Source organism: Rodentibacter haemolyticus (assembly GCF_015356115.1).
Lineage (GTDB): Bacteria > Pseudomonadota > Gammaproteobacteria > Enterobacterales > Pasteurellaceae > Rodentibacter > Rodentibacter haemolyticus.
In genome coordinates this window covers 1564777-1584971 of the sequence record NZ_CP063056.1, presented here as the reverse complement: position 1 = coordinate 1584971, position 20195 = coordinate 1564777, and the positions used below count along the sequence as shown (strand labels likewise).

Genomic DNA, 20195 nt, shown 5'->3' with positions numbered 1-20195 from the left:
CACTTGAGCGTTGTATAGTTAAGCCTCTCGGGCAATTAGTACACCTTAGCTCAATGTCTCGCAACACTTACACATGGTGCCTATCTACGTCTTAGTCTCAAACAACCCTTACAGTCTTAAAGACTGGGAGAACTCATCTCGAGGCAAGTTTCGTGCTTAGATGCTTTCAGCACTTATCTCTTCCGCACTTAGCTACCGGGCAATGCGTCTGGCGACACAACCCGTACACCAGTGGTGCGTCCACTCCGGTCCTCTCGTACTAGGAGCAGCCCCTCTCAATTCTCCAACGCCCACGGCAGATAGGGACCGAACTGTCTCACGACGTTCTAAACCCAGCTCGCGTACCACTTTAAATGGCGAACAGCCATACCCTTGGGACCTACTTCAGCCCCAGGATGTGATGAGCCGACATCGAGGTGCCAAACACCGCCGTCGATATGAACTCTTGGGCGGTATCAGCCTGTTATCCCCGGAGTACCTTTTATCCGTTGAGCGATGGCCCTTCCATGCAGAACCACCGGATCACTATGACCTACTTTCGTACCTGCTCGACTTGTCCGTCTCGCAGTTAAGCTTGCTTATACCATTGCACTAACCTGACGATGTCCGACCGTCATTAGCAAACCTTCGTGCTCCTCCGTTACGCTTTGGGAGGAGACCGCCCCAGTCAAACTACCCACCAGACACTGTCCGAGAACCCGTTTCGGATTCTTCGTTAGAACATCAAACGTTAAAGGGTGGTATTTCAAGGCCGACTCCACGATAACTGGCGTTACCGCTTCAACGTCTCCCACCTATCCTACACATCAAAATTCAAGGTTCAGTGTCAAGCTATAGTAAAGGTTCACGGGGTCTTTCCGTCTAGCCGCGGGTACACCGCATCTTCACGGCGATTTCAATTTCACTGAGTCTCGGGTGGAGACAGCCTGGCCATCATTATGCCATTCGTGCAGGTCGGAACTTACCCGACAAGGAATTTCGCTACCTTAGGACCGTTATAGTTACGGCCGCCGTTTACTGGGGCTTCGATCAGGTGCTTCTCTTGCGATTACACCATCAATTAACCTTCCAGCACCGGGCAGGCATCACACCCTATACGTCCACTTTCGTGTTTGCAGAGTGCTGTGTTTTTAATAAACAGTTGCAGCCAGCGGGTCACTTCGACCGGTTCAACCTTCGTGAGTAAATCACTACAATCTACGCCGGCGCACCTTCTCCCGAAGTTACGGTGCTATTTTGCCTAGTTCCTTCACCCGAGTTCTCTCAAGCGCCTGAGTATTCTCTACCTGACCACCTGTGTCGGTTTTCAGTACGGTTTAGTAAAGCCTGAAGCTTAGTGGCTTTTCCTGGAAGTGTGGTATCGGCAACTTCTTGTCCGTAGACAATCGTCATCAGCTCTCGGTGTTAAGGATGTCCGGATTTGCCTAAACTTCCCACCTACGACCTTAAACAAGGATTTCCAACACCTTGCTTGCCTAACCTGCTCCGTCCCCACATCGCAGCTTTACCAAGTACGGGAATATTAACCCGTTTCCCATCGACTACGCTTTTCAGCCTCGCCTTAGGGGCCGACTCACCCTGCCCCGATTAACGTTGGACAGGAAACCTTGGTCTTCCGGCGAACGGGTTTTTCACCCGTTTTATCGTTACTTATGTCAGCATTCGCACTTGTGATACGTCCAGCAAACCTCTCGATTCACCTTCTTCCGCTTACACAACGCTCCCCTACCCAACAGGATAAATCCTGATGCCGCAGCTTCGGTGCTATATTTGAGCCCCGTTACATCTTCCGCGCAGGCCGACTCGACTAGTGAGCTATTACGCTTTCTTTAAATGGTGGCTGCTTCTAAGCCAACATCCTAGCTGTCTAAGCCTTCCCACTTCGTTTCCCACTTAATATAAACTTTGGGACCTTAGCTGGCGGTCTGGGTTGTTTCCCTCTCCACGACGGACGTTAGCACCCGCCGTGTGTCTCCTGAGTATCACTCTTCGGTATTCGCAGTTTGCATCGGGTTGGTAAGCCGGGATGGCCCCCTAGCCGAAACAGTGCTCTACCCCCGAAGGTGTCCGCTCAAGGCTCTACCTAAATAGATTTCGGGGAGAACCAGCTATCTCCCGGTTTGATTGGCCTTTCACCCCCAGCCACAAGTCATCCGCTAATTTTTCAACATTAGTCGGTTCGGTCCTCCAGTTAGTGTTACCCAACCTTCAACCTGCCCATGGCTAGATCACCGGGTTTCGGGTCTATACCTTGCAACTATATCGCCCAGTTAAGACTCGGTTTCCCTTCGGCTCCCCTATGCGGTTAACCTCGCTACAAAATATAAGTCGCTGACCCATTATACAAAAGGTACGCAGTCACCCCATCACTCAATCCCACTGCTTATTGGGGATGGTTGAATTTTTGCTTCGCAAAAATTAACCATTAAAGTGCGGTTATTTCCTTTGGAATTGCTACCACTCAATACGATTGAGTGATGGGGCTCCCACTGCTTGTACGTACAAGGTTTCAGGTTCTATTTCACTCCCCTCGCCGGGGTTCTTTTCGCCTTTCCTTCACAGTACTGGTTCACTATCGGTCAATCAGGAGTATTTAGCCTTGGAGGATGGTCCCCCCATATTCAGACAGGATATCACGTGTCCCGCCCTACTTGTTGTCAGCCTAGTACCACAATGCACTATTCGAATACGGGACTATCACCCTGTTTCGTTCAACTTCCCAGTTGATTCTTCTTAATACACTGCTATCACTGACGGCTCCTCCGCTTTCGCTCGCCGCTACTTACGGAATCTCGGTTGATTTCTTTTCCTCGGGGTACTTAGATGTTTCAGTTCTCCCGGTTTGCCTCTTATTACTATGGATTCATAATAAGATAGTAGATTCTTCATCTACTGGGTTTCCCCATTCGGATATCTCGGATTATACGCCTCTTATCGACTCATCCGAGCTTTTCGCAGATTAGCACGTCCTTCTTCGCCTCTGATTGCCAAGGCATCCACCTTGTACGCTTAGTCACTTAACTATACAACCTCAAGTGTTTTTACAATTTCCGTTTAACACTTAAGCCGTTACTTAATCTAACTAAACACTTGATTGCTTTTGTTCAATCAAGATTTTTACTACTCAGACTTGCTTGTCTCAGGGCTTTCGCCCCGACAGAAGTCTCTTCAGTTTTTCAGCTTGTTTCCAATTTGTTAAAGAACAGTGAGATAATCTTTTTTCAGTTATCATCGTTAAATAAACTCAAGGAGAAGATAAAAAATATAGGGCAGGACAAGATAAGTTTAGCTAAAAATCAGTATTGCCTACTTATTTTTTCTTTGTCCTTAACTCTCTTTCCCTTCGTATTTCTATCAAAACAATTTACTTAACGATGATAAGTGGTGGAGATAAGCGGGATCGAACCGCTGACCTCCTGCGTGCAAGGCAGGCGCTCTCCCAGCTGAGCTATATCCCCTTTTCATCATTTTGTTCATAAAAACAGTCTAGATAACACTACACCTTGTTACGAACCTTTCCATTACGCCTTTTCACTCACTCTCAGAGTGGTGGGTCTGAGTGGACTTGAACCACCGACCTCACCCTTATCAGGGGTGCGCTCTAACCACCTGAGCTACAGACCCAAGGGTAATGCGATTTTTCTGCTCTCTCTTGTCTACAATCCATCAGCCAATCTGTGTGAACACTTGCTATCGCTCGCTATAGGTAAGGAGGTGATCCAACCGCAGGTTCCCCTACGGTTACCTTGTTACGACTTCACCCCAGTCATGAATCATACCGTGGTAAACGCCCCCCTTACGGTTAAGCTATCTACTTCTGGTACAACCCACTCCCATGGTGTGACGGGCGGTGTGTACAAGGCCCGGGAACGTATTCACCGCGACATTCTGATTCGCGATTACTAGCGATTCCGACTTCATGGAGTCGAGTTGCAGACTCCAATCCGGACTTAGACGTACTTTGTGAGATTCGCTCCGCATCGCTGCCTCGCTTCCCTCTGTATACGCCATTGTAGCACGTGTGTAGCCCTACTCGTAAGGGCCATGATGACTTGACGTCATCCCCACCTTCCTCCGGTTTATCACCGGCAGTCTCCTTTGAGTTCCCGACCAAGTCGCTGGCAACAAAGGATAAGGGTTGCGCTCGTTGCGGGACTTAACCCAACATTTCACAACACGAGCTGACGACAGCCATGCAGCACCTGTCTCTCAGTTCCCAAAGGCACTCCAATATCTCTATCGGATTCTGAGGATGTCAAGAGTAGGTAAGGTTCTTCGCGTTGCATCGAATTAAACCACATGCTCCACCGCTTGTGCGGGCCCCCGTCAATTCATTTGAGTTTTAACCTTGCGGCCGTACTCCCCAGGCGGTCGATTTATCACGTTAGCTACGGGCACCAAGCTTAAAGCCCAATCCCCAAATCGACAGCGTTTACAGCGTGGACTACCAGGGTATCTAATCCTGTTTGCTCCCCACGCTTTCGCACATGAGCGTCAGTACATTCCCAAGGGGCTGCCTTCGCCTTCGGTATTCCTCCACATCTCTACGCATTTCACCGCTACACGTGGAATTCTACCCCTCCCTAAAGTACTCTAGCTACCCAGTATGAAATGCAATTCCCAGGTTAAGCCCGGGGATTTCACACCTCACTTAAATAGCCGCCTGCGTGCCCTTTACGCCCAGTTATTCCGATTAACGCTCGCACCCTCCGTATTACCGCGGCTGCTGGCACGGAGTTAGCCGGTGCTTCTTCTGTAATTAACGTCAATGACTGTGGGTATTAACCACAATCCCTTCCTCATCACCGAAAGAACTTTACAACCCGAAGGCCTTCTTCATTCACGCGGCATGGCTGCGTCAGGGTTCCCCCCATTGCGCAATATTCCCCACTGCTGCCTCCCGTAGGAGTCCGGGCCGTGTCTCAGTCCCGGTGTGGCTGGCCATCCTCTCAGACCAGCTAGAGATCGCAGGCTTGGTAGGCCATTACCCCACCAACTACCTAATCCCACTTGGGCTCATCTTATGGCAAGAGCAAACGCCCCCTTTAGTCCATAGACATTACGCGGTATTAGCTACCGTTTCCAGTAGTTATCCCCCTCCATAAGCCAGATTCCCAAGCATTACTCACCCGTCCGCCACTCTCACGAAAAGAAGCAAGCTCCTTCCCGCTACCGTTCGACTTGCATGTGTTAAGCCTGCCGCCAGCGTTCAATCTGAGCCATGATCAAACTCTTCAATTCAAGTTCAATCGCTCAATAAATACTGACTAAAAAATTATTCACCTTGAAAAATAAGGTAAAAATGAATCTCAAGTTAAGCACCTATTAAGACTTCAAAATTAAAAATTATTTTAAACAAGTCAATCAACAAGTGCCCACACAGATTGTCTGATACATTGTTAAAGAGCCATTCGCCAATTCAAAACAACACGCTCAAAATAAGGCGAAAATAAAACGACGCACTGCAATTTTAAATCGTTCACAACAGCGCGTCGTTGTGTGGTGCGCATTATAGGCAAAAATTTTTGTCTTGCAAGGGATTTTTGTAAAAAATTTTAATTTTTTGATCTTTTGATTAACTCTTGTGCAATCCGTATGAACTTTAAGTGAATTTTACTATTTTAGTGTGTATTTTTTAATATGCGAGGCAGATCTATAAGTGAATCCAGAACATAATCTGCCAAACGCTCTCCCTCTTCCGTTATCGCCTTCCCTGTACGTACCAGCACATTCGTTTTTACCATCGCTCCGATCCCTGCCTTAAGATCATCAATTTTATCCCCTACCATAATAGATCGCTGCGGATCGATTTCTAATTCTTGAATCGCCTGTAACAGCATACCGGATTTTGGTTTGCGACAGTCGCAATTTTCCTTATATTCACCTTTACCATTAGGATGATGCGGGCAATAATAAATACCGTCGAAATCCACACCTTGCTCTGCCAATGACCAATCCATCCACTCCGTTAATTGCAAAAATTGATCTTCGGAAAAATACCCTCGTGCGATGCCTGATTGATTCGTGACCAATACTAACAAATACCCCATTGCCTTTAATTCGCGCAATGTATCAATCACCCCATCAATAAATTTAAAATTATCAATTTCGTGCACATAGCCATAGTCAACATTTAAGGTTCCATCGCGATCAAGAAATACCGCTTTATGCATTTTCATCTCCTTTAAATATTCGCTTCATTATTGTAATTGTACCGATAATAATATCACGAATTGAAAAACTTCCTTTGGCATTATTGAACGATAATAAAAAGAATCTTTCCCCAGCAAAGTAAAACCTCTAAATTATATGACATATTTCAATAATTTCATTTTCCTCATTAATTATATCTTTTCCGACTGCGCTATAACCAATCCATCTAAAAATATCTCTGTCCGTATATTGACACAGCAATCTAGACGTCTAGAATACCCAGATAAATTTAAAACGGCAAATAGCAAGGGCTTACATGATTAAGCTAAATAGTATTACGAAGATTTTTAAACTATCAAATAAAAATTTGACCGCACTTGACAATGTTTCATTACATGTCGAAAAAGGGCAAATTTGTGGTGTTATCGGAGCATCCGGCGCAGGGAAAAGTACATTAATTCGCTGTGTGAATTTATTGGAAAGACCAACCGCAGGTTCGGTTATCATCGATAGCATCGAGCTAACACAACTATCCGAGCGTGAACTTATCCGCGCCCGTCGCCAAATCGGAATGATTTTCCAACACTTTAATTTGTTAACCTCACGTACCGTCTTCGAAAATGTCGCATTGCCATTAGAATTAGAAGGTGTATCAAAAACAAAAATTCAAGAAAAAATTACCGCACTTTTAGAGCTTGTCGGCTTAAACGATAAACGAGACGCTTATCCAAGTAATCTTTCCGGCGGTCAGAAACAACGTGTAGCGATTGCTCGTGCCCTCGCTAGTGATCCAAAAGTGTTATTGTGTGATGAAGCAACCAGTGCCCTTGATCCCGCAACAACACAATCTATCTTAAAATTATTAAAAGAAATCAACCGCACTTTGGGAATTACTATTTTGCTCATCACTCACGAAATGGAAGTGGTGAAACAAATTTGCGATCAAGTGGCGGTGATTGATAAAGGCCAATTAGTGGAACAAGGCACCGTGGGTGAAATCTTTTCAAATCCTAAAACGCAGTTGGCGCAAGAATTTATTAGCTCAACATTCCACATTAATTTGCCGGATGAATATTTATCAAATTTGACCGATACGCCAAAACATAGCAAGGCTTATCCAATTATTAAATTTGAGTTTACCGGTCGTTCGGTGGATGCGCCGTTACTTTCTCAAGCTTCAAAAAAATTCGGTGTGGAACTCAGCATTCTTACCTCGCAAATTGATTACGCCGGAGGAGTAAAATTTGGCTACACGATTGCAGAAGTAGAAGGCAATGAAGATTCTATTACACAAACTAAGATTTATTTAATGGAAAACAATGTTCGAGTGGAGGTTCTCGGTTATGTTCAATGATATGTTAGCAACATTCAGCCAGCAATTTCCCAACCAATTTGCAAGCCTTCTGGCTGTTTCTACCCTTGAAACAGTGTATATGTCGGTTTTCTCGACATTAATCGCAGTATTACTGGGATTACCCATCGGATTTTTAACGTTCTTAACAAATAAGGGCGCAATACTAGAAAGTAAAAAACTCAACGGCTTTCTAAATGTCATTATTAATATTGGACGTTCTATCCCCTACATCATTTTATTGCTGGCATTAATTCCACTGACAAGTTGGTTGCTACCGGGAGGAAGTATTGGCGCTAATGCAGCAATTGTTTCATTAAGTGCAGCTGCCACCCCGTTTTTTGCCAGATTGACCAGCAATGCGCTTTTTGAAATTCCTGCCGGACTCACAGAAACTGCCAAAGCAATGGGCGCAACACATTGGCAAATTATTCGCAAATTCTATTTGCCGGAATCACTCCCTACTCTCATCAATGCCATTACGCTCACCTTTGTGACCTTAATCGGTTATACGGCAATGGCCGGCACACAAGGTGGGGGCGGATTAGGGAGTTTAGCAATAAACTATGGTGTATATCGCAATATGCCTTATGTAACTTGGGCTGCAACGATCGTCATTGTCGCGATTGTAATGGTTAGCCAAAAACTCGGGGATACGCTTGCAAAACACGTGGATCACCGTTAACGATTTCTCATTAATTCAACAAAAACAAGGAAACATCATGAAATTCAAAAATTTATTTGCAATCACAGCTATCGCCTCGGCACTTGTTTTAACAGGTTGTAAAGATGATAAAAAAGCTGAAACAACAAGCTCAATTAAAGTAGGAGTTATGGCGGGTCCTGAACACCAAGTGGAAGAAACCGCCGCTAAAGTAGCAAAAGAAAAATACAATTTGAATGTTGAATTTGTACTTTTCAATGACTATGCATTGCCAAATACTGCAGTATCTAAAGGTGATTTAGATGCGAACGCAATGCAGCATAAACCTTATTTAGACGAGGATGCAAAAGCGAAAAATTTAACGAACTTAGTGATTGTCGGTAATACTTTCGTATATCCATTAGCCGGTTATTCTAAAAAAATCAAAAATGTGAACGAATTACAAGATGGCGCAAAAGTTGTTGTACCAAATGATCCGAGTAACCGCGGTCGAGCATTAATTCTTCTTGAAAAACAAGGTCTGATCAAGTTAAAAGACGCCAACAATCTTCTTTCAACCGTATTGGATATTGCGGAAAATCCAAAAAATTTAAAAATTTCGGAAGTTGATACTTCAGTGGCTGCGCGAGCATTAGATGACGTAGATTTGGCCGTAGTGAACAATACCTATGCCGGTCAAGTTGGACTAAATGCACAGGATAACGGTGTATTTGTAGAAGATAAAGATTCTCCATATGTAAACATCATTGTTGCCCGTACAGATAACAAAGACAGTAAAGCCGTTCAAGATTTTGTGAAAGCATACCAAACCGAAGAAGTGTATGAGGAAGCTAAAAAACACTTTAAAGATGGTGTTGTAAAAGGTTGGTAATTTTGACCGCACTTTTTAACTAATAACGAATAAATCTGTACTTCTAATTGGATAACGAATCATTTAGAGTGCAGATTTTTTTATTTCTCTGAGATATAAGCTTACCTCACTTTACTCTTTCAATTTCCTCCTATTCATCTTACTTTTTGCATTAGTCGTTTGTTACCCGCTCCACTTTCAATAAAATATTTCGTTAATTAAATGAGTTGTCATCAAACTGTCATCTTTTCGAATTAGTATGCAAATTACAAAGCAAATCAATCTAGACCAAGGAGAAATATGATGACACTAAAACTGCAAAAAAAATTTGCATTATTGGGAATTTCAATGAGTTTATTGGCATTTTCCGTCAATGCCCAAACTTCAAGAATAGCAAGCGGCGATATTTTAATTCAAGGAGGAGCCAAACGTTTAACTTTAGATACCAAAAAAGAATTGAACGAATTGCTTCAACAAAAACAAGTTAAAAACGTAATTTTGCTTATCGGTGATGGAATGGGTGATTCTGAAATTACAATAGCCCGTAATTATGCCGAAGGCGCCTCCGGAGCTTTTAAAGGGTTAGACGCACTGCCATTTTCCGGACAAATTACGACTTATGCACTAGATAAGAAAACCAAATTGATCGAACAAGTTACCGATTCCGCGGCATCAGCAACGGCTTGGACATCAGGCATTAAAACCTATAATGGTGCTATTGGGGTTGATATTAATGGAAAGCCGGTTCAAAACTTAGCTGAAATCGCAAAAAAATTGGGGAAAAGCGTTGGTAACGTTAGTACTGCGGAAATTCAAGATGCAACCCCGGCTGCATTACTTGCGCATGTCAGTCAACGAAAATGTTACGGCCCACAAGAAACTTCTCAACGTTGTCCTGAAAATGCTTTAGAAAATGGCGGGTTAGGCTCAATCAGCGAACAATTTCTAGCCGCACCTCCGGATGTAGTTTTTGGAGGAGGGCGAAAAACTTTTGATGAAGTATCAAAGACCGGTAAATTTAAAGGACAAACCCTTTGGCAACAAGTTAAACAAAAAGGTTTTACAGTAGTAGAAAATCTCAGCGATTTAAATGCGCTAAACGATAATGTTAAGTCCCCGGTGCTGGGTTTATTCTCAGCAGGAAATCTACCTGTACGTTGGAAAAGTGAAAAAGCGACATTTGAAGGTAACCGAGATACCCCAATTAACTGTCAAGCAAATCTTGAGCGTTCTGCAGATATACCAAATCTAGCTCAAATGACGAAAAAGGCAATTCATTTATTGAAAAAAAACGAAAATGGTTTCTTTCTACAAATTGAGGGGGCATCAATTGATAAACAAAATCATAAAGCTAATCCATGTGGACAAATTGGTGAAACCGTGGATTTAGATGAAGCGGTACAAGTCGCTTTGGATTTTGCTCGTGAAAATAATCAAACATTAGTGATCGTTACAGCCGACCACTCTCACACCAGTCAACTTGTTCCGAATAAAGCCAATCCGACCGGTTTGAAACAAACATTAAAAGCTAAAGATGGTTCAATAATGACAATTTCCTATGGCACCGCACAAGATAGTGAAAGCCAAGAACATACCGGCAGCCAGCTCCGTATTGCGGCTTATGGACCAAAATCTTATCTGTTTTCCGGCTTACTAGATCAAACTGATATATTTTTTATTATCAAGGATGCATTAGAAGGTAAATAGTCCAATAGATACAAACCTTACTTATTTAGAATAAAAAACTTTTAGCTAACACGAGAAAGACTAATCTGCTTATAGCATAAAGATTAGTCTTTTATCATTTTGAAAGGAAATTATTAATTTTTATCTCTGAGTTAAGAATAATAAAATTTAGCTACCAAAATAATATAAACAGACAAACACGAAAAAACACCCCATATTTTAACCGCACTTTCTTTCATCAAATTGCATAGTTACAATAACAGAGTTGATAGTTAAAGACAGATTTTTTACCTTGATAAATAATTAGATGTATTCCCTAAATAGAATAGGCAGACACCTATATGGGCAAAACCAAACATACTGTTTCATACTATGTTCACGATATCTACCCTTAATAGCGATATACTATCAGGATACTAAGTGATCTCGTTAATGCAGTAATTTTCCTATCCACATAGTATATTTCAAAAAAAAAAAAGCCAACGGCATTCACCATTGGCTTTTTTGAATTTTCAATTATTACTCTGTTGCTTCTGCAACTTCCGGGCGATCAACTAACTCAATGTAAGCCATTGGAGCATTATCACCTGCACGGAAACCACATTTTAAGATGCGTGTGTAACCACCCGCACGTTGAGCAAAACGTGGACCTAATTCATTGAATAATTTAGTAACAGTTTCAATGTTACGAGTACGAGCGAATGCTAAACGACGGTTTGCAACGCTATCTTCTTTTGCTAATGTAATTAACGGTTCAACTACACGACGTAATTCTTTAGCTTTAGGTAAAGTAGTCTTGATAATTTCGTGACTAACTAAAGCACTTGCTAAATTACGAAACATCGCTTGGCGATGGCTGCTATTACGATTTAGTTGACGACCACTCTTACGATGGCGCATGATCTTATCCTTCTCAGAAAAATCTTAACCTATGACCAAACTAGTCTTCAGCAATACTTGCTGGTGGCCAATTCTCAAGGCGCATACCAAGTGATAAGCCACGAGAAGCGAGCACATCCTTAATTTCAGTAAGGGATTTCTTACCAAGATTAGGTGTTTTTAATAACTCAACTTCCGTACGTTGGACTAAATCACCGATATAGTGAATTGTTTCTGCTTTCAAACAGTTAGCAGAACGAACTGTCAACTCTAAGTCATCAACAGGACGCAATAAAATCGGATCAAATTCCGGTTTTTCTTCCTTAACTTCAGGTTGACGAACATCACGTAAATCAACGAATGCATCGAGTTGCTCTGCTAAGATTGTTGCTGCACGACGAATTGCTTCTTCCGGATCTAACGTGCCATTGGTTTCTAACTCAATGATTAACTTATCTAAGTCCGTACGCTGTTCAACACGAGCGGCTTGAACATTATAAGAAATACGATCAACCGGACTATAACAAGCATCTACAAGTAAGCGACCTATCGGGCGTTCATCCGGCTGAGTTCGAGCCGAAGCCGGAACATACCCTCTACCACGCTGAACACGAATACGCATATTGATAGATACATTTTCATCTGTCAAATGACAAATTACGTGATCTGGATTAACAATTTCAACATCACCATCATGGGTAATATCCGCTGCAACAACAGGGCCAATTCCAGATTTATTTAATGTCAGAATAACATCATCTTTATTCTGTACTTTAACCGCTAGACCTTTAAGGTTTAAAAGCACTTCAAGAATATCTTCCTGAACACCTTCCTTACTACTATATTCATGCAATACCCCTTCGATTTCTACCTCAGTTACAGCATAACCCGGCATTGAAGACAGAAGGATACGACGTAATGCATTACCTAGAGTATGACCAAAACCACGCTCTAATGGTTCAAGGATCACCTTAGTATGAGTTGGGCTAATTTGCTCAATATCAACTAAGCGTGGTTTTAAAAATTCTGTAACAGAACCCTGCATTTTATCCTCTCTTTGCTCTTAAGCTTAACTATTATTTAGAGTAAAGCTCAACGATCAGATGTTCGTTAATATCTGCTGATAAATCAGAACGTTCAGGAACACGTTTGAACACACCTTCCATTTTAGCAGCATCAACTTCTAACCAAGTCGGTTTTTCTCTTTGTTCTGCTAATTCTAATGATGCTTTAATACGCGCTTGTTTTTTAGACTTTTCACGAACAGCAATAACATCATTGACTGAAACTTGAAAAGATGGAATGTTTACAACACGACCATTTACAACAATCGCTTTATGGCTCACTAATTGACGAGCTTCTGCACGAGTTGCAGCAAATCCCATGCGATAAACAACGTTATCCAATCTACCTTCTAACAACACTAATAAGTTTTCACCAGTGTTACCTTTTAAACGGTTTGCTTCTTTATAGTAATTACGGAACTGACGTTCTAAGATACCATAGATACGACGAACTTTTTGTTTTTCACGTAATTGACTACCATAGTCAGACAAACGCGGTTTACGAGCCCCATGTTGACCTGGTGCTGTATCAATTTTACATTTTGAATCAATCGCACGCACGCCTGATTTAAGAAATAAATCAGTGCCTTCACGACGGCTGAGCTTGAGTTTAGGACCCAAATATCTTGCCATTTTCTTTCTCCAACTATCCTATTACGCCATTAAACACGACGTTTTTTCGGTGGACGACAACCGTTATGAGGAATCGGAGTCACATCAGTAATATTCGTGATACGGAAACCCGCTGCATTTAATGCTCGGATTGTTGATTCACGACCCGGCCCCGGACCTTTAACCATAACTTCCAAGTTCTTTAAACCGAATTCTTTAACGATTTCGGCACAACGTTCTGCAGCAACTTGTGCAGCGAACGGAGTTGATTTACGAGAACCACGGAAACCTGAACCACCTGCAGTTGCCCATGCTAAGGCGTTACCTTGACGGTCAGTAATAGTAACGATTGTATTATTGAAAGAGGCGTGAATATGCGCAACGCCATCTACAACTTGTTTTTTTACACGTTTACGTGCACGAACTGGTGTTTTAGCCATTATTTACCCCGACTATTTTTTGATCGGCTTACGAGGACCCTTACGGGTACGCGCATTAGTTTTAGTACGTTGACCACGTACCGGTAAACTACGACGGTGACGTAAACCACGATAACAACCTAAGTCTAATAGACGTTTGATGTTTAGTGTCACTTCACGACGCAAATCACCTTCAACAGTAAATTTACCAACTTCGTCACGCAGTTTATCAATCTGCTCTTCAGACAATTCTCTGATCTTAACATCTTCAGCAATTCCCGCTGCAGCACAGATAGCTTTTGAACGAGTTTTACCGATACCATAAATTGCAGTTAAAGCAATTACGGTATGTTTATGATCAGGAATGTTAATGCCTGCAATACGGGCCACTATGCACTCCTATTTTTAAATTAATTGGCATTCCGATCTTGAAAAGCCCGTTTTCAGGATACTCAAACCGAATGCCAAGGACATAAATGAGCTGGGCAGTATAACTGCTCAACCGGTTCTTTGCAAGAAAAAATATCAACTAACCTTGACGTTGTTTATGTTTAGGGTCACTACATAATACACGTACGATCCCTTCACGTTTAACAATCTTACAGTTACGACACATTTTCTTTACGGAAGCACGAACTTTCATTGCTTATCCTTTTATATTAATCAGACAATTATTGTCCTAAACCTTTAAGGTTTGCTTTTTTCAACGCAGATTCATACTGAGAAGACATTAAGTGACTCTGAATCTGCACGATGAAATCCATAATTACAACGACAACGATCAAAAGAGATGTTCCACCAAAGTAGAATTTAACATCCCAAGCCGATGTCATAATATAAGGAACCAAACACACAAACGTTACATAAAGACCACCGATTAAAGTTAAACGTGTCATTACTTTATCAATGTAACGTGATGTTTGTTCACCTGGTCTAATCCCTGGAATAAATGCACCAGATTTTTTTAAGTTATCTGCCGTATCACGCGGATTATATTGCATCCCAGTATAGAAGAAACTGAAGAAAATAATCGCTATTGCATAAACGAGTAAATATAAAGGCTGCCCAGGATTCAACAGCATTGATAAATTATTCAACCACTCAAATTTATCATTCTGACCAAACCATTGTGTCAAAGTGGCAGGAAATAAGATAATGCTTGATGCAAAGATTGCCGGCATTACATTTGCCATATTAACTTTTAAAGGTAGGTGTGTTGAATGTCCTCCTAAAATCTGACGACCTTGCTGACGTTTAGCATATTCAATTCTAATTCGACGTTGTCCTCTTTCTACAAAAACAACAAAATAAGTCACCGCGAAAACAATTGCAACAATTAGTAAAAGAACTAACGGATGCATTTGTCCTTGACGAGCCTGCTCAATAGTTTGCAAAATAGCTGAAGGCAAACCTGCTACGATACCACCGAAAACAAGAATTGAGATACCATTACCAATTCCTCTTTCCGTAATTTGCTCACCTAACCACATTAAGAATATGGTTCCGGTTACTAAGCTTACTACTGAAGTAAAATAAAAACCGAACCCGACATTCGGAACCAGCCCCGGCAACATATTCGGTAAACCGGTAGAGATAGCCACAGCTTGAATAGTTGCAAAAACTACCGTTGCATAACGGGTATACTTAGTAATTTTTCGTTGACCTGCTGCACCTTCTTTTTTTAATTCAGCTAAAGCAGGAGAAACCGTTGCTAACAACTGTATCACAATGGATGCCGAGATATATGGCATGATACCTAGCGCAAGAATTGACGCTCGGCTTAATGCACCACCAGAAAACATGTTAAACATATCAATGATGGTGCCTTTTTGCTGTTCAACTAATTGAGCAAGTACGGCTGCATCAATACCAGGAACTGGAATAAACGAACCAATACGATAAATAACCAGTGCACCTAAAACAAAAAGTAATCTACTTCTTAGTTCACTTTTACCGCTATTAGTACTTCTAGTTTGATAACCTGGTTGTTTAGCCATATGCTAATTATTCCTCAATTGAACCACCGGCAGCTTCAATCGCTGCTTTTGCCCCTTTAGTTACTTTCAAACCACGAACGGTAACCGCTGATTTCAACTCACCTGCTAAAATAACTTTAGCAAATTGGATATCTTTAGTTAAAACGTTCGCTGCCTTTAAAGCCTCTAGAGTTACCACATTACCTTCCACTTTGGTTAATTCATTTAAACGAACTTCTGCAGTTACTGCAGCTTTCATTGATGTAAAACCAAATTTTGGTAAACGGCGATATAATGGCATTTGACCACCCTCGAAACCGCGACGAACACCGCCCCCAGTACGAGATTTTTGACCTTTGTGACCACGGCCACCAGTTTTGCCTAATCCTGAACCAATACCACGACCAAGGCGTTTAGCACTATGCTTCGCACCTTCAGCCGGAGATAGAGTATTTAAACGCATCTCTTACTCCTCCACCTTAACCATGTATGAAACTTGGTTAATCATACCACGTACTGCAGGCGTATCAATTAACTCAACAGTGTGGTGCATATGGCGAAGACCAAGACCACGCAAGGTAGCCTTATGCTTCGGTAAACGAGCAATCGAGCTACGAACTTGTGTTACTTTAATAGTTTTAGCCATTATTAATTACCCCAAAATTTCATCAACAGTTTTACCGCGTTTTGCGGCAACCATTTCTGGTGATTTCATATTTGCTAATGCATCAATAGTTGCACGAACAACGTTAATTGGGTTGGTAGAACCATATGCTTTAGAAAGAACATTACGTACACCAGCAACTTCTAACACGGCACGCATTGCACCGCCTGCGATGATACCCGTACCTTCGCTAGCCGGCTGCATAAATACGCGAGAACCTGTGTGAACACCTTTAACCGGATGTTGCAATGTACCTTCATTTAAAGCAACGTTAATCATATTACGACGTGCTTTTTCCATCGCTTTTTGGATTGCTGCCGGAACTTCGCGCGCTTTACCATAACCAAAACCTACACGACCGTTACCATCACCTACTACAGTTAATGCAGTAAAGCTCATAATACGACCACCTTTTACGGTTTTTGATACACGGTTTACTGCGATTAGCTTCTCTTGCAGTTCACCAACTTGTTTTTCGATGTTTGACATCTCAATTTACCTCATTAGAACTGTAGACCAGCTTCACGAGCAGCGTCCGCTAAAATTTGGACACGACCATGATATTTAAAACCGGAACGATCAAAAGCAACGGCTTGAACGCCTTTTGCTAATGCACGCTCTGCAACAGTCTTACCAACTACTGCCGCAGCATCTTTGTTACCAGTGTACTTTACTTGCTCACGAATTGCTTTCTCAACAGTTGAAGCAGCGGCAAGCACTTCTGAACCGTTTGGTGCAACAACTTGTGCGTAGATATGACGCGGAGTGCGGTGAATAACCAGACGGGTTACTCCCTGCTCTCTCATCATATGACGTGCACGAGCTGCACGACGGATACGAGCTGATTTCTTATCCATAGTGTTACCTTAATTATTTCTTCTTAGCCTCTTTCATACGCACAACTTCATCAGCATAGCGTACACCTTTACCTTTATAAGGTTCAGGACGGCGATAAGCACGAATATCTGCTGCAACTTGACCGATCAACTGCTTATCAGCACCCTTCAACACGATTTCTGTTTGAGAAGGGCACTCAGCAGTTATCCCCGCCGGTAAAGTGTGTTCTACTGGGTGAGAATAACCTAGACTTAATGCAACAACATTGCCTTTAAGCTGTACTCTATAACCTACACCAACCAATAGTAATTTCTTAGTGAAGCCTTCTGTAACACCGATAACCATTGAATTAACCAATGCGCGAGCAGTACCTGATTGAGCATTAGCCTCAACAAAACCCTCACGAGGAGAGAAAGTTAGTTGACCATTATCATGTTTAACTTCAACTGAATTATGAATTGTGCGAGATAACTCGCCATTTTTACCTTTTACTGTTAATAACTGTCCGTCGAGTTTAATATCAACTCCGGCAGGAATACTAACAGGTGCTTTTGCAACACGAGACATCTTCCTACCTCTCTACTAAGCTACATAACAGATGATCTCACCGCCTAACCCCTCTTGACGGGCTTTACGGTCAGTCATTACACCTTTAGATGTAGAAACAACAGCAACGCCTAATCCACCCATTACTTTCGGTAACTCGTCTTTACGTTTATAAATACGAAGACCAGGACGGCTTACACGTTGGATACTTTCTACAACCGGTTTACCTTGGAAATATTTTAAAATAATTTCCAATTCAGGTTTTACACCTTCTAAAACTTTAACGCTTTCAACATAACCTTCTTCAGCTAATACATTGGCAATTGCCACTTTTAGCTTGGATGAAGGCATACTGATCGCAACTTTGTTCGCAACTTGACCATTACGAATACGGGTCAGCATATCTGCGATTGGATCTTGCATACTCATTGTACTTTCTCTCCGATTCCAAAATAAAGTGGTTATTACCAGCTAGCTTTTTTAAGGCCTGGGATTTCACCGCGCATTGCAGCTTCACGAACCTTAATACGGCTTAAACCGAACTTACGAAGAACACCATGAGGGCGTCCTGTTTGGCGGCAACGGTTACGTTGACGAGACGGACTAGAATCACGTGGTAAAGTTTGCAACTTTAACACTGCATTCCAACGATCTTCATCAGAGGCATTTACATCAGAAATGATGTTTTTCAATGCGACGCGTTTCGCATAGAATTTTTCAGCCAATTTAACGCGTTTTACATCGCGTGCTTTCATTGATTGTTTAGCCATTATAACCTGCCTTATTTACGGAATGGGAAATTAAAGGCAGCAAGTAGTGCTTGACCTTCTTCATCATTCTTAGCAGTAGTTGTGATAGTGATATCTAAACCACGTACACGATCTACTTTATCGTAATCGATTTCAGGGAAGATGATTTGCTCACGCACACCCATACTGTAGTTACCACGTCCATCAAACGATTTCGCACTTAAACCGCGGAAGTCACGAATACGTGGAACAGCAATTGTAATTAAACGTTCAAAGAACTCCCACATACGCTCGCCGCGTAGTGTTACTTTACAACCGATTGGATACCCCTGACGGATTTTAAAGCCGGCAACAGATTTACGAGCTTTAGTTACTAAAGGTTTTTGACCGCTAATTGCCGTTAAATCCGCTACTGCGTTGTCTAGCAATTTCTTGTCGGTCAATGCTTCACCCACCCCCATATTCAGGGTAATCTTTTCGATTCGTGGGACTTGCATGACAGATTTGTAGCCGAATTTATCTTTTAATTCGTTTACTACTTGATCTCTGTAGTAATCATGCAGTTTCGCCATCGCATTACTCCAGTTTGTTAGATAATTTCATTGTTAGATTTGAAGAAACGTACTTTTTTACCATCTTCGAATCTAAAACCTACACGGTCAGCTTTGTTTGTTTTCGGATTGAAAATCGCAACATTTGAAGCATCAATCGCCGCTTCTTTTTTCACTAAACCGCCGGCTTTACCTAGTGCAGGAACCGGTTTTTCGTGTTTAGTAACAATGTTGATACCTTCAACAAACACTTTACCATTTGGTAACACTTTAGTTACCTTACCACGCTTGCCTTTGTCTTTACCGGCAAGCACGATTACTTCATCGTTTTGACGAATTTTTGCAGCCATTTGTCACTTCTCCTTACAGTACTTCTGGTGCCAAAGAAATGATCTTCATAAACTTCTCAGAACGAAGTTCACGAGTCACAGGTCCAAAAATACGAGTACCGATAGGTTGCTCGGTGTTATTGTTTAAAATTACACAAGCATTACCATCGAAGCGAATGACTGATCCATCTGGGCGACGAACACCCTTCTTGGTGCGCACAACCACTGCTTTTAACACATCACCTTTTTTCACTTTACCGCGTGGAATTGCTTCTTTTACAGTAATTTTGATGATGTCGCCAATTGCAGCATAACGACGGTGCGATCCACCTAGAACCTTGATACACATTACGCTGCGAGCGCCTGAATTATCAGCAACATCCAGCATAGTCTGTTCTTGGATCATATTAGTGCTCCGTTAAGTCTAAAAAAACACCCTTTCGGGACGAACCTGCTTACATCATACATACAGATGCAAGAGGTTGCGGAATATAGCATAATGCACTAAGCAAATCAATAAGATTTATATCTACAAAAGGAGGAAAAGAAAAATAGCAAGAAAAAGCGCTATTTATAACGCTATTTGTGGGGAATATTGCTCGGTAACATCTACAAAATGAGATAAAGAAATCAACCTAATTTGGTTTTCTTTGGGTAAAAGCGCGGTTAAATTTCTTGCTAAAACATCTTGTTCCAAAGCAAAGCAACGCCCTTTACAATTTTTAAAATATTGAGGTGATTTTATCGCCAATAGTACCCCATCCAGCCAAAGCACAACGGCATCCTTTTCAGTGATACGGGAAAAATAATCGGCCAGCTCATCATTATCGTAAACGGCTTTAGAAAAGCAGTAAAGCATATCTAT

The 20195-nt window shown here is 41.9% G+C and carries 23 protein-coding genes, 2 tRNA genes and 2 rRNA genes; 4 read left to right on the top strand and 23 right to left on the bottom strand.

Features of this window, described 5'->3' with window-relative positions; genetic code table 11:
* Nucleotides 1-14: 14 nt before the first annotated feature.
* From IHV77_RS07495 to gmhB, 5 genes are all read right to left on the bottom strand, one after another.
* Nucleotides 15-3023 (bottom strand): 23S ribosomal RNA (locus tag IHV77_RS07495).
* 359 nt (nucleotides 3024-3382) lie between these two features.
* A tRNA-Ala gene (locus tag IHV77_RS07490) sits at nucleotides 3383-3458 on the bottom strand.
* A gap of 89 nt (nucleotides 3459-3547) precedes the next feature.
* Nucleotides 3548-3624 (bottom strand) — tRNA-Ile (locus tag IHV77_RS07485).
* 83 nt (nucleotides 3625-3707) lie between these two features.
* Nucleotides 3708-5241 (bottom strand): 16S ribosomal RNA (locus IHV77_RS07480).
* The 16S and 23S rRNA genes sit together here with 2 tRNA genes alongside, the layout of an rRNA operon.
* A gap of 380 nt (nucleotides 5242-5621) precedes the next feature.
* Nucleotides 5622-6173 carry a D-glycero-beta-D-manno-heptose 1,7-bisphosphate 7-phosphatase gene (gmhB, locus tag IHV77_RS07475; RefSeq protein WP_194813251.1) on the bottom strand — a complete coding sequence of 184 codons (552 nt, stop codon included), beginning with the start codon at nucleotides 6171-6173 and terminating at the stop codon, nucleotides 5622-5624.
* A 296-nt stretch (nucleotides 6174-6469) separates the two neighbouring features.
* Here gmhB and metN point away from each other — a divergent pair, with 296 nt between their 5' ends.
* The 4 genes from metN (at nucleotide 6470) to phoA (ending at nucleotide 10725) form a co-directional block, all read left to right on the top strand.
* Nucleotides 6470-7507, top strand: coding sequence for a methionine ABC transporter ATP-binding protein MetN (gene metN / locus IHV77_RS07470; protein ID WP_194811368.1), 1038 nt, complete (start codon nucleotides 6470-6472; stop codon nucleotides 7505-7507).
* Entirely contained in the window at nucleotides 7497-8189 is a 693-nt protein-coding gene (locus tag IHV77_RS07465; protein ID WP_194811367.1) for a methionine ABC transporter permease, read from the top strand. Before metN ends, IHV77_RS07465 begins: the two co-directional genes overlap by 11 nt.
* A 37-nt stretch (nucleotides 8190-8226) precedes the next feature.
* On the top strand, nucleotides 8227-9039 hold the full coding sequence (locus IHV77_RS07460) for a MetQ/NlpA family lipoprotein (RefSeq protein WP_194811366.1): 813 nt from the start codon (nucleotides 8227-8229) through the stop codon (nucleotides 9037-9039).
* A 279-nt stretch (nucleotides 9040-9318) separates the two neighbouring features.
* Complete coding sequence (phoA, locus tag IHV77_RS07455; RefSeq protein ID WP_228549999.1) at nucleotides 9319-10725, top strand: alkaline phosphatase; 1407 nt, start codon at nucleotides 9319-9321, stop codon at nucleotides 10723-10725.
* A gap of 498 nt (nucleotides 10726-11223) precedes the next feature.
* Here phoA and rplQ read toward each other — a convergent pair whose 3' ends face one another.
* The 18 genes from rplQ to IHV77_RS07365 form a co-directional block, all read right to left on the bottom strand.
* Nucleotides 11224-11604 (bottom strand): 50S ribosomal protein L17, encoded by a 381-nt coding sequence (gene rplQ / locus IHV77_RS07450; protein ID WP_194811365.1) that lies wholly within the window; start codon nucleotides 11602-11604, stop codon nucleotides 11224-11226.
* Between the two features lie 40 nt (nucleotides 11605-11644).
* Nucleotides 11645-12628 carry a DNA-directed RNA polymerase subunit alpha gene (locus IHV77_RS07445; protein WP_194811364.1) on the bottom strand — a complete coding sequence of 328 codons (984 nt, stop codon included), beginning with the start codon at nucleotides 12626-12628 and terminating at the stop codon, nucleotides 11645-11647.
* 31 nt (nucleotides 12629-12659) lie between these two features.
* Nucleotides 12660-13280 carry a 30S ribosomal protein S4 gene (gene rpsD / locus IHV77_RS07440; protein WP_194811363.1) on the bottom strand — a complete coding sequence of 207 codons (621 nt, stop codon included), beginning with the start codon at nucleotides 13278-13280 and terminating at the stop codon, nucleotides 12660-12662.
* Nucleotides 13281-13309: 29 nt separating this feature from the next.
* Nucleotides 13310-13699 carry a 30S ribosomal protein S11 gene (gene rpsK / locus IHV77_RS07435; protein WP_005543603.1) on the bottom strand — a complete coding sequence of 130 codons (390 nt, stop codon included), beginning with the start codon at nucleotides 13697-13699 and terminating at the stop codon, nucleotides 13310-13312.
* Nucleotides 13700-13711: 12 nt separating this feature from the next.
* Nucleotides 13712-14068: a 30S ribosomal protein S13 gene (gene rpsM / locus IHV77_RS07430; RefSeq protein WP_059366018.1), complete on the bottom strand. Its 357-nt coding sequence runs from the start codon at nucleotides 14066-14068 to the stop codon at nucleotides 13712-13714.
* A gap of 139 nt (nucleotides 14069-14207) precedes the next feature.
* On the bottom strand, nucleotides 14208-14321 hold the full coding sequence (rpmJ, locus tag IHV77_RS07425) for a 50S ribosomal protein L36 (RefSeq protein WP_194811362.1): 114 nt from the start codon (nucleotides 14319-14321) through the stop codon (nucleotides 14208-14210).
* 28 nt (nucleotides 14322-14349) lie between these two features.
* Complete coding sequence (secY, locus tag IHV77_RS07420; protein ID WP_194811361.1) at nucleotides 14350-15675, bottom strand: preprotein translocase subunit SecY; 1326 nt, start codon at nucleotides 15673-15675, stop codon at nucleotides 14350-14352.
* Nucleotides 15676-15682: 7 nt separating this feature from the next.
* Entirely contained in the window at nucleotides 15683-16117 is a 435-nt protein-coding gene (gene rplO, locus IHV77_RS07415; RefSeq protein ID WP_194811360.1) for a 50S ribosomal protein L15, read from the bottom strand.
* Nucleotides 16118-16120: 3 nt separating this feature from the next.
* The gene (rpmD, locus tag IHV77_RS07410) at nucleotides 16121-16300 is read right to left on the bottom strand and encodes a 50S ribosomal protein L30 (protein WP_005543631.1); all 180 of its coding nucleotides are present in this window, start codon (nucleotides 16298-16300) and stop codon (nucleotides 16121-16123) included.
* A 6-nt stretch (nucleotides 16301-16306) separates the two neighbouring features.
* The gene (gene rpsE, locus IHV77_RS07405) at nucleotides 16307-16807 is read right to left on the bottom strand and encodes a 30S ribosomal protein S5 (protein WP_005625871.1); all 501 of its coding nucleotides are present in this window, start codon (nucleotides 16805-16807) and stop codon (nucleotides 16307-16309) included.
* 14 nt (nucleotides 16808-16821) lie between these two features.
* Nucleotides 16822-17175: a 50S ribosomal protein L18 gene (gene rplR / locus IHV77_RS07400; protein WP_194811359.1), complete on the bottom strand. Its 354-nt coding sequence runs from the start codon at nucleotides 17173-17175 to the stop codon at nucleotides 16822-16824.
* Between the two features lie 13 nt (nucleotides 17176-17188).
* Nucleotides 17189-17722 carry a 50S ribosomal protein L6 gene (gene rplF / locus IHV77_RS07395; protein ID WP_194811358.1) on the bottom strand — a complete coding sequence of 178 codons (534 nt, stop codon included), beginning with the start codon at nucleotides 17720-17722 and terminating at the stop codon, nucleotides 17189-17191.
* Between the two features lie 15 nt (nucleotides 17723-17737).
* The gene (gene rpsH, locus IHV77_RS07390) at nucleotides 17738-18130 is read right to left on the bottom strand and encodes a 30S ribosomal protein S8 (protein WP_194811357.1); all 393 of its coding nucleotides are present in this window, start codon (nucleotides 18128-18130) and stop codon (nucleotides 17738-17740) included.
* Between the two features lie 35 nt (nucleotides 18131-18165).
* Nucleotides 18166-18471: a 30S ribosomal protein S14 gene (rpsN, locus tag IHV77_RS07385; protein WP_194811356.1), complete on the bottom strand. Its 306-nt coding sequence runs from the start codon at nucleotides 18469-18471 to the stop codon at nucleotides 18166-18168.
* Between the two features lie 11 nt (nucleotides 18472-18482).
* Complete coding sequence (gene rplE, locus IHV77_RS07380; RefSeq protein ID WP_194811355.1) at nucleotides 18483-19022, bottom strand: 50S ribosomal protein L5; 540 nt, start codon at nucleotides 19020-19022, stop codon at nucleotides 18483-18485.
* A 17-nt stretch (nucleotides 19023-19039) separates the two neighbouring features.
* Entirely contained in the window at nucleotides 19040-19351 is a 312-nt protein-coding gene (rplX, locus tag IHV77_RS07375) for a 50S ribosomal protein L24 (protein WP_194811354.1), read from the bottom strand.
* 13 nt (nucleotides 19352-19364) lie between these two features.
* Entirely contained in the window at nucleotides 19365-19736 is a 372-nt protein-coding gene (rplN, locus tag IHV77_RS07370; protein ID WP_005548786.1) for a 50S ribosomal protein L14, read from the bottom strand.
* Between the two features lie 165 nt (nucleotides 19737-19901).
* Complete coding sequence (locus IHV77_RS07365) at nucleotides 19902-20189, bottom strand: DsrH/TusB family sulfur relay protein (RefSeq protein WP_194811353.1); 288 nt, start codon at nucleotides 20187-20189, stop codon at nucleotides 19902-19904.
* Nucleotides 20190-20195 lie beyond the last annotated feature (6 nt).

Coding starts and splice junctions, on each gene's coding strand:
- rplN (WP_005548786.1), bottom strand. CDS start 19,736: ATGATCCAAGAACAGACTATGCTGGATGTTGCTGATAATTCAGGCGCT.
- IHV77_RS07365 (WP_194811353.1), bottom strand. CDS start 20,189: ATGCTTTACTGCTTTTCTAAAGCCGTTTACGATAATGATGAGCTGGCC.
- rplE (WP_194811355.1), bottom strand. CDS start 19,022: ATGGCGAAACTGCATGATTACTACAGAGATCAAGTAGTAAACGAATTA.
- secY (WP_194811361.1), bottom strand. CDS start 15,675: ATGGCTAAACAACCAGGTTATCAAACTAGAAGTACTAATAGCGGTAAA.
- rplF (WP_194811358.1), bottom strand. CDS start 17,722: ATGTCTCGTGTTGCAAAAGCACCTGTTAGTATTCCTGCCGGAGTTGAT.
- rplQ (WP_194811365.1), bottom strand. CDS start 11,604: ATGCGCCATCGTAAGAGTGGTCGTCAACTAAATCGTAATAGCAGCCAT.
- phoA (WP_228549999.1), top strand. CDS start 9,319: ATGATGACACTAAAACTGCAAAAAAAATTTGCATTATTGGGAATTTCA.
- rpsH (WP_194811357.1), bottom strand. CDS start 18,130: ATGAGTATGCAAGATCCAATCGCAGATATGCTGACCCGTATTCGTAAT.
- rplO (WP_194811360.1), bottom strand. CDS start 16,117: ATGCGTTTAAATACTCTATCTCCGGCTGAAGGTGCGAAGCATAGTGCT.
- metN (WP_194811368.1), top strand. CDS start 6,470: ATGATTAAGCTAAATAGTATTACGAAGATTTTTAAACTATCAAATAAA.
- gmhB (WP_194813251.1), bottom strand. CDS start 6,173: ATGCATAAAGCGGTATTTCTTGATCGCGATGGAACCTTAAATGTTGAC.
- IHV77_RS07445 (WP_194811364.1), bottom strand. CDS start 12,628: ATGCAGGGTTCTGTTACAGAATTTTTAAAACCACGCTTAGTTGATATT.
- IHV77_RS07465 (WP_194811367.1), top strand. CDS start 7,497: ATGTTCAATGATATGTTAGCAACATTCAGCCAGCAATTTCCCAACCAA.
- rpmJ (WP_194811362.1), bottom strand. CDS start 14,321: ATGAAAGTTCGTGCTTCCGTAAAGAAAATGTGTCGTAACTGTAAGATT.
- rpsK (WP_005543603.1), bottom strand. CDS start 13,699: ATGGCTAAAACACCAGTTCGTGCACGTAAACGTGTAAAAAAACAAGTT.
- rpmD (WP_005543631.1), bottom strand. CDS start 16,300: ATGGCTAAAACTATTAAAGTAACACAAGTTCGTAGCTCGATTGCTCGT.
- rpsD (WP_194811363.1), bottom strand. CDS start 13,280: ATGGCAAGATATTTGGGTCCTAAACTCAAGCTCAGCCGTCGTGAAGGC.
- rpsE (WP_005625871.1), bottom strand. CDS start 16,807: ATGTCAAACATCGAAAAACAAGTTGGTGAACTGCAAGAGAAGCTAATC.
- IHV77_RS07460 (WP_194811366.1), top strand. CDS start 8,227: ATGAAATTCAAAAATTTATTTGCAATCACAGCTATCGCCTCGGCACTT.
- rplX (WP_194811354.1), bottom strand. CDS start 19,351: ATGGCTGCAAAAATTCGTCAAAACGATGAAGTAATCGTGCTTGCCGGT.
- rplR (WP_194811359.1), bottom strand. CDS start 17,175: ATGGATAAGAAATCAGCTCGTATCCGTCGTGCAGCTCGTGCACGTCAT.
- rpsN (WP_194811356.1), bottom strand. CDS start 18,471: ATGGCTAAACAATCAATGAAAGCACGCGATGTAAAACGCGTTAAATTG.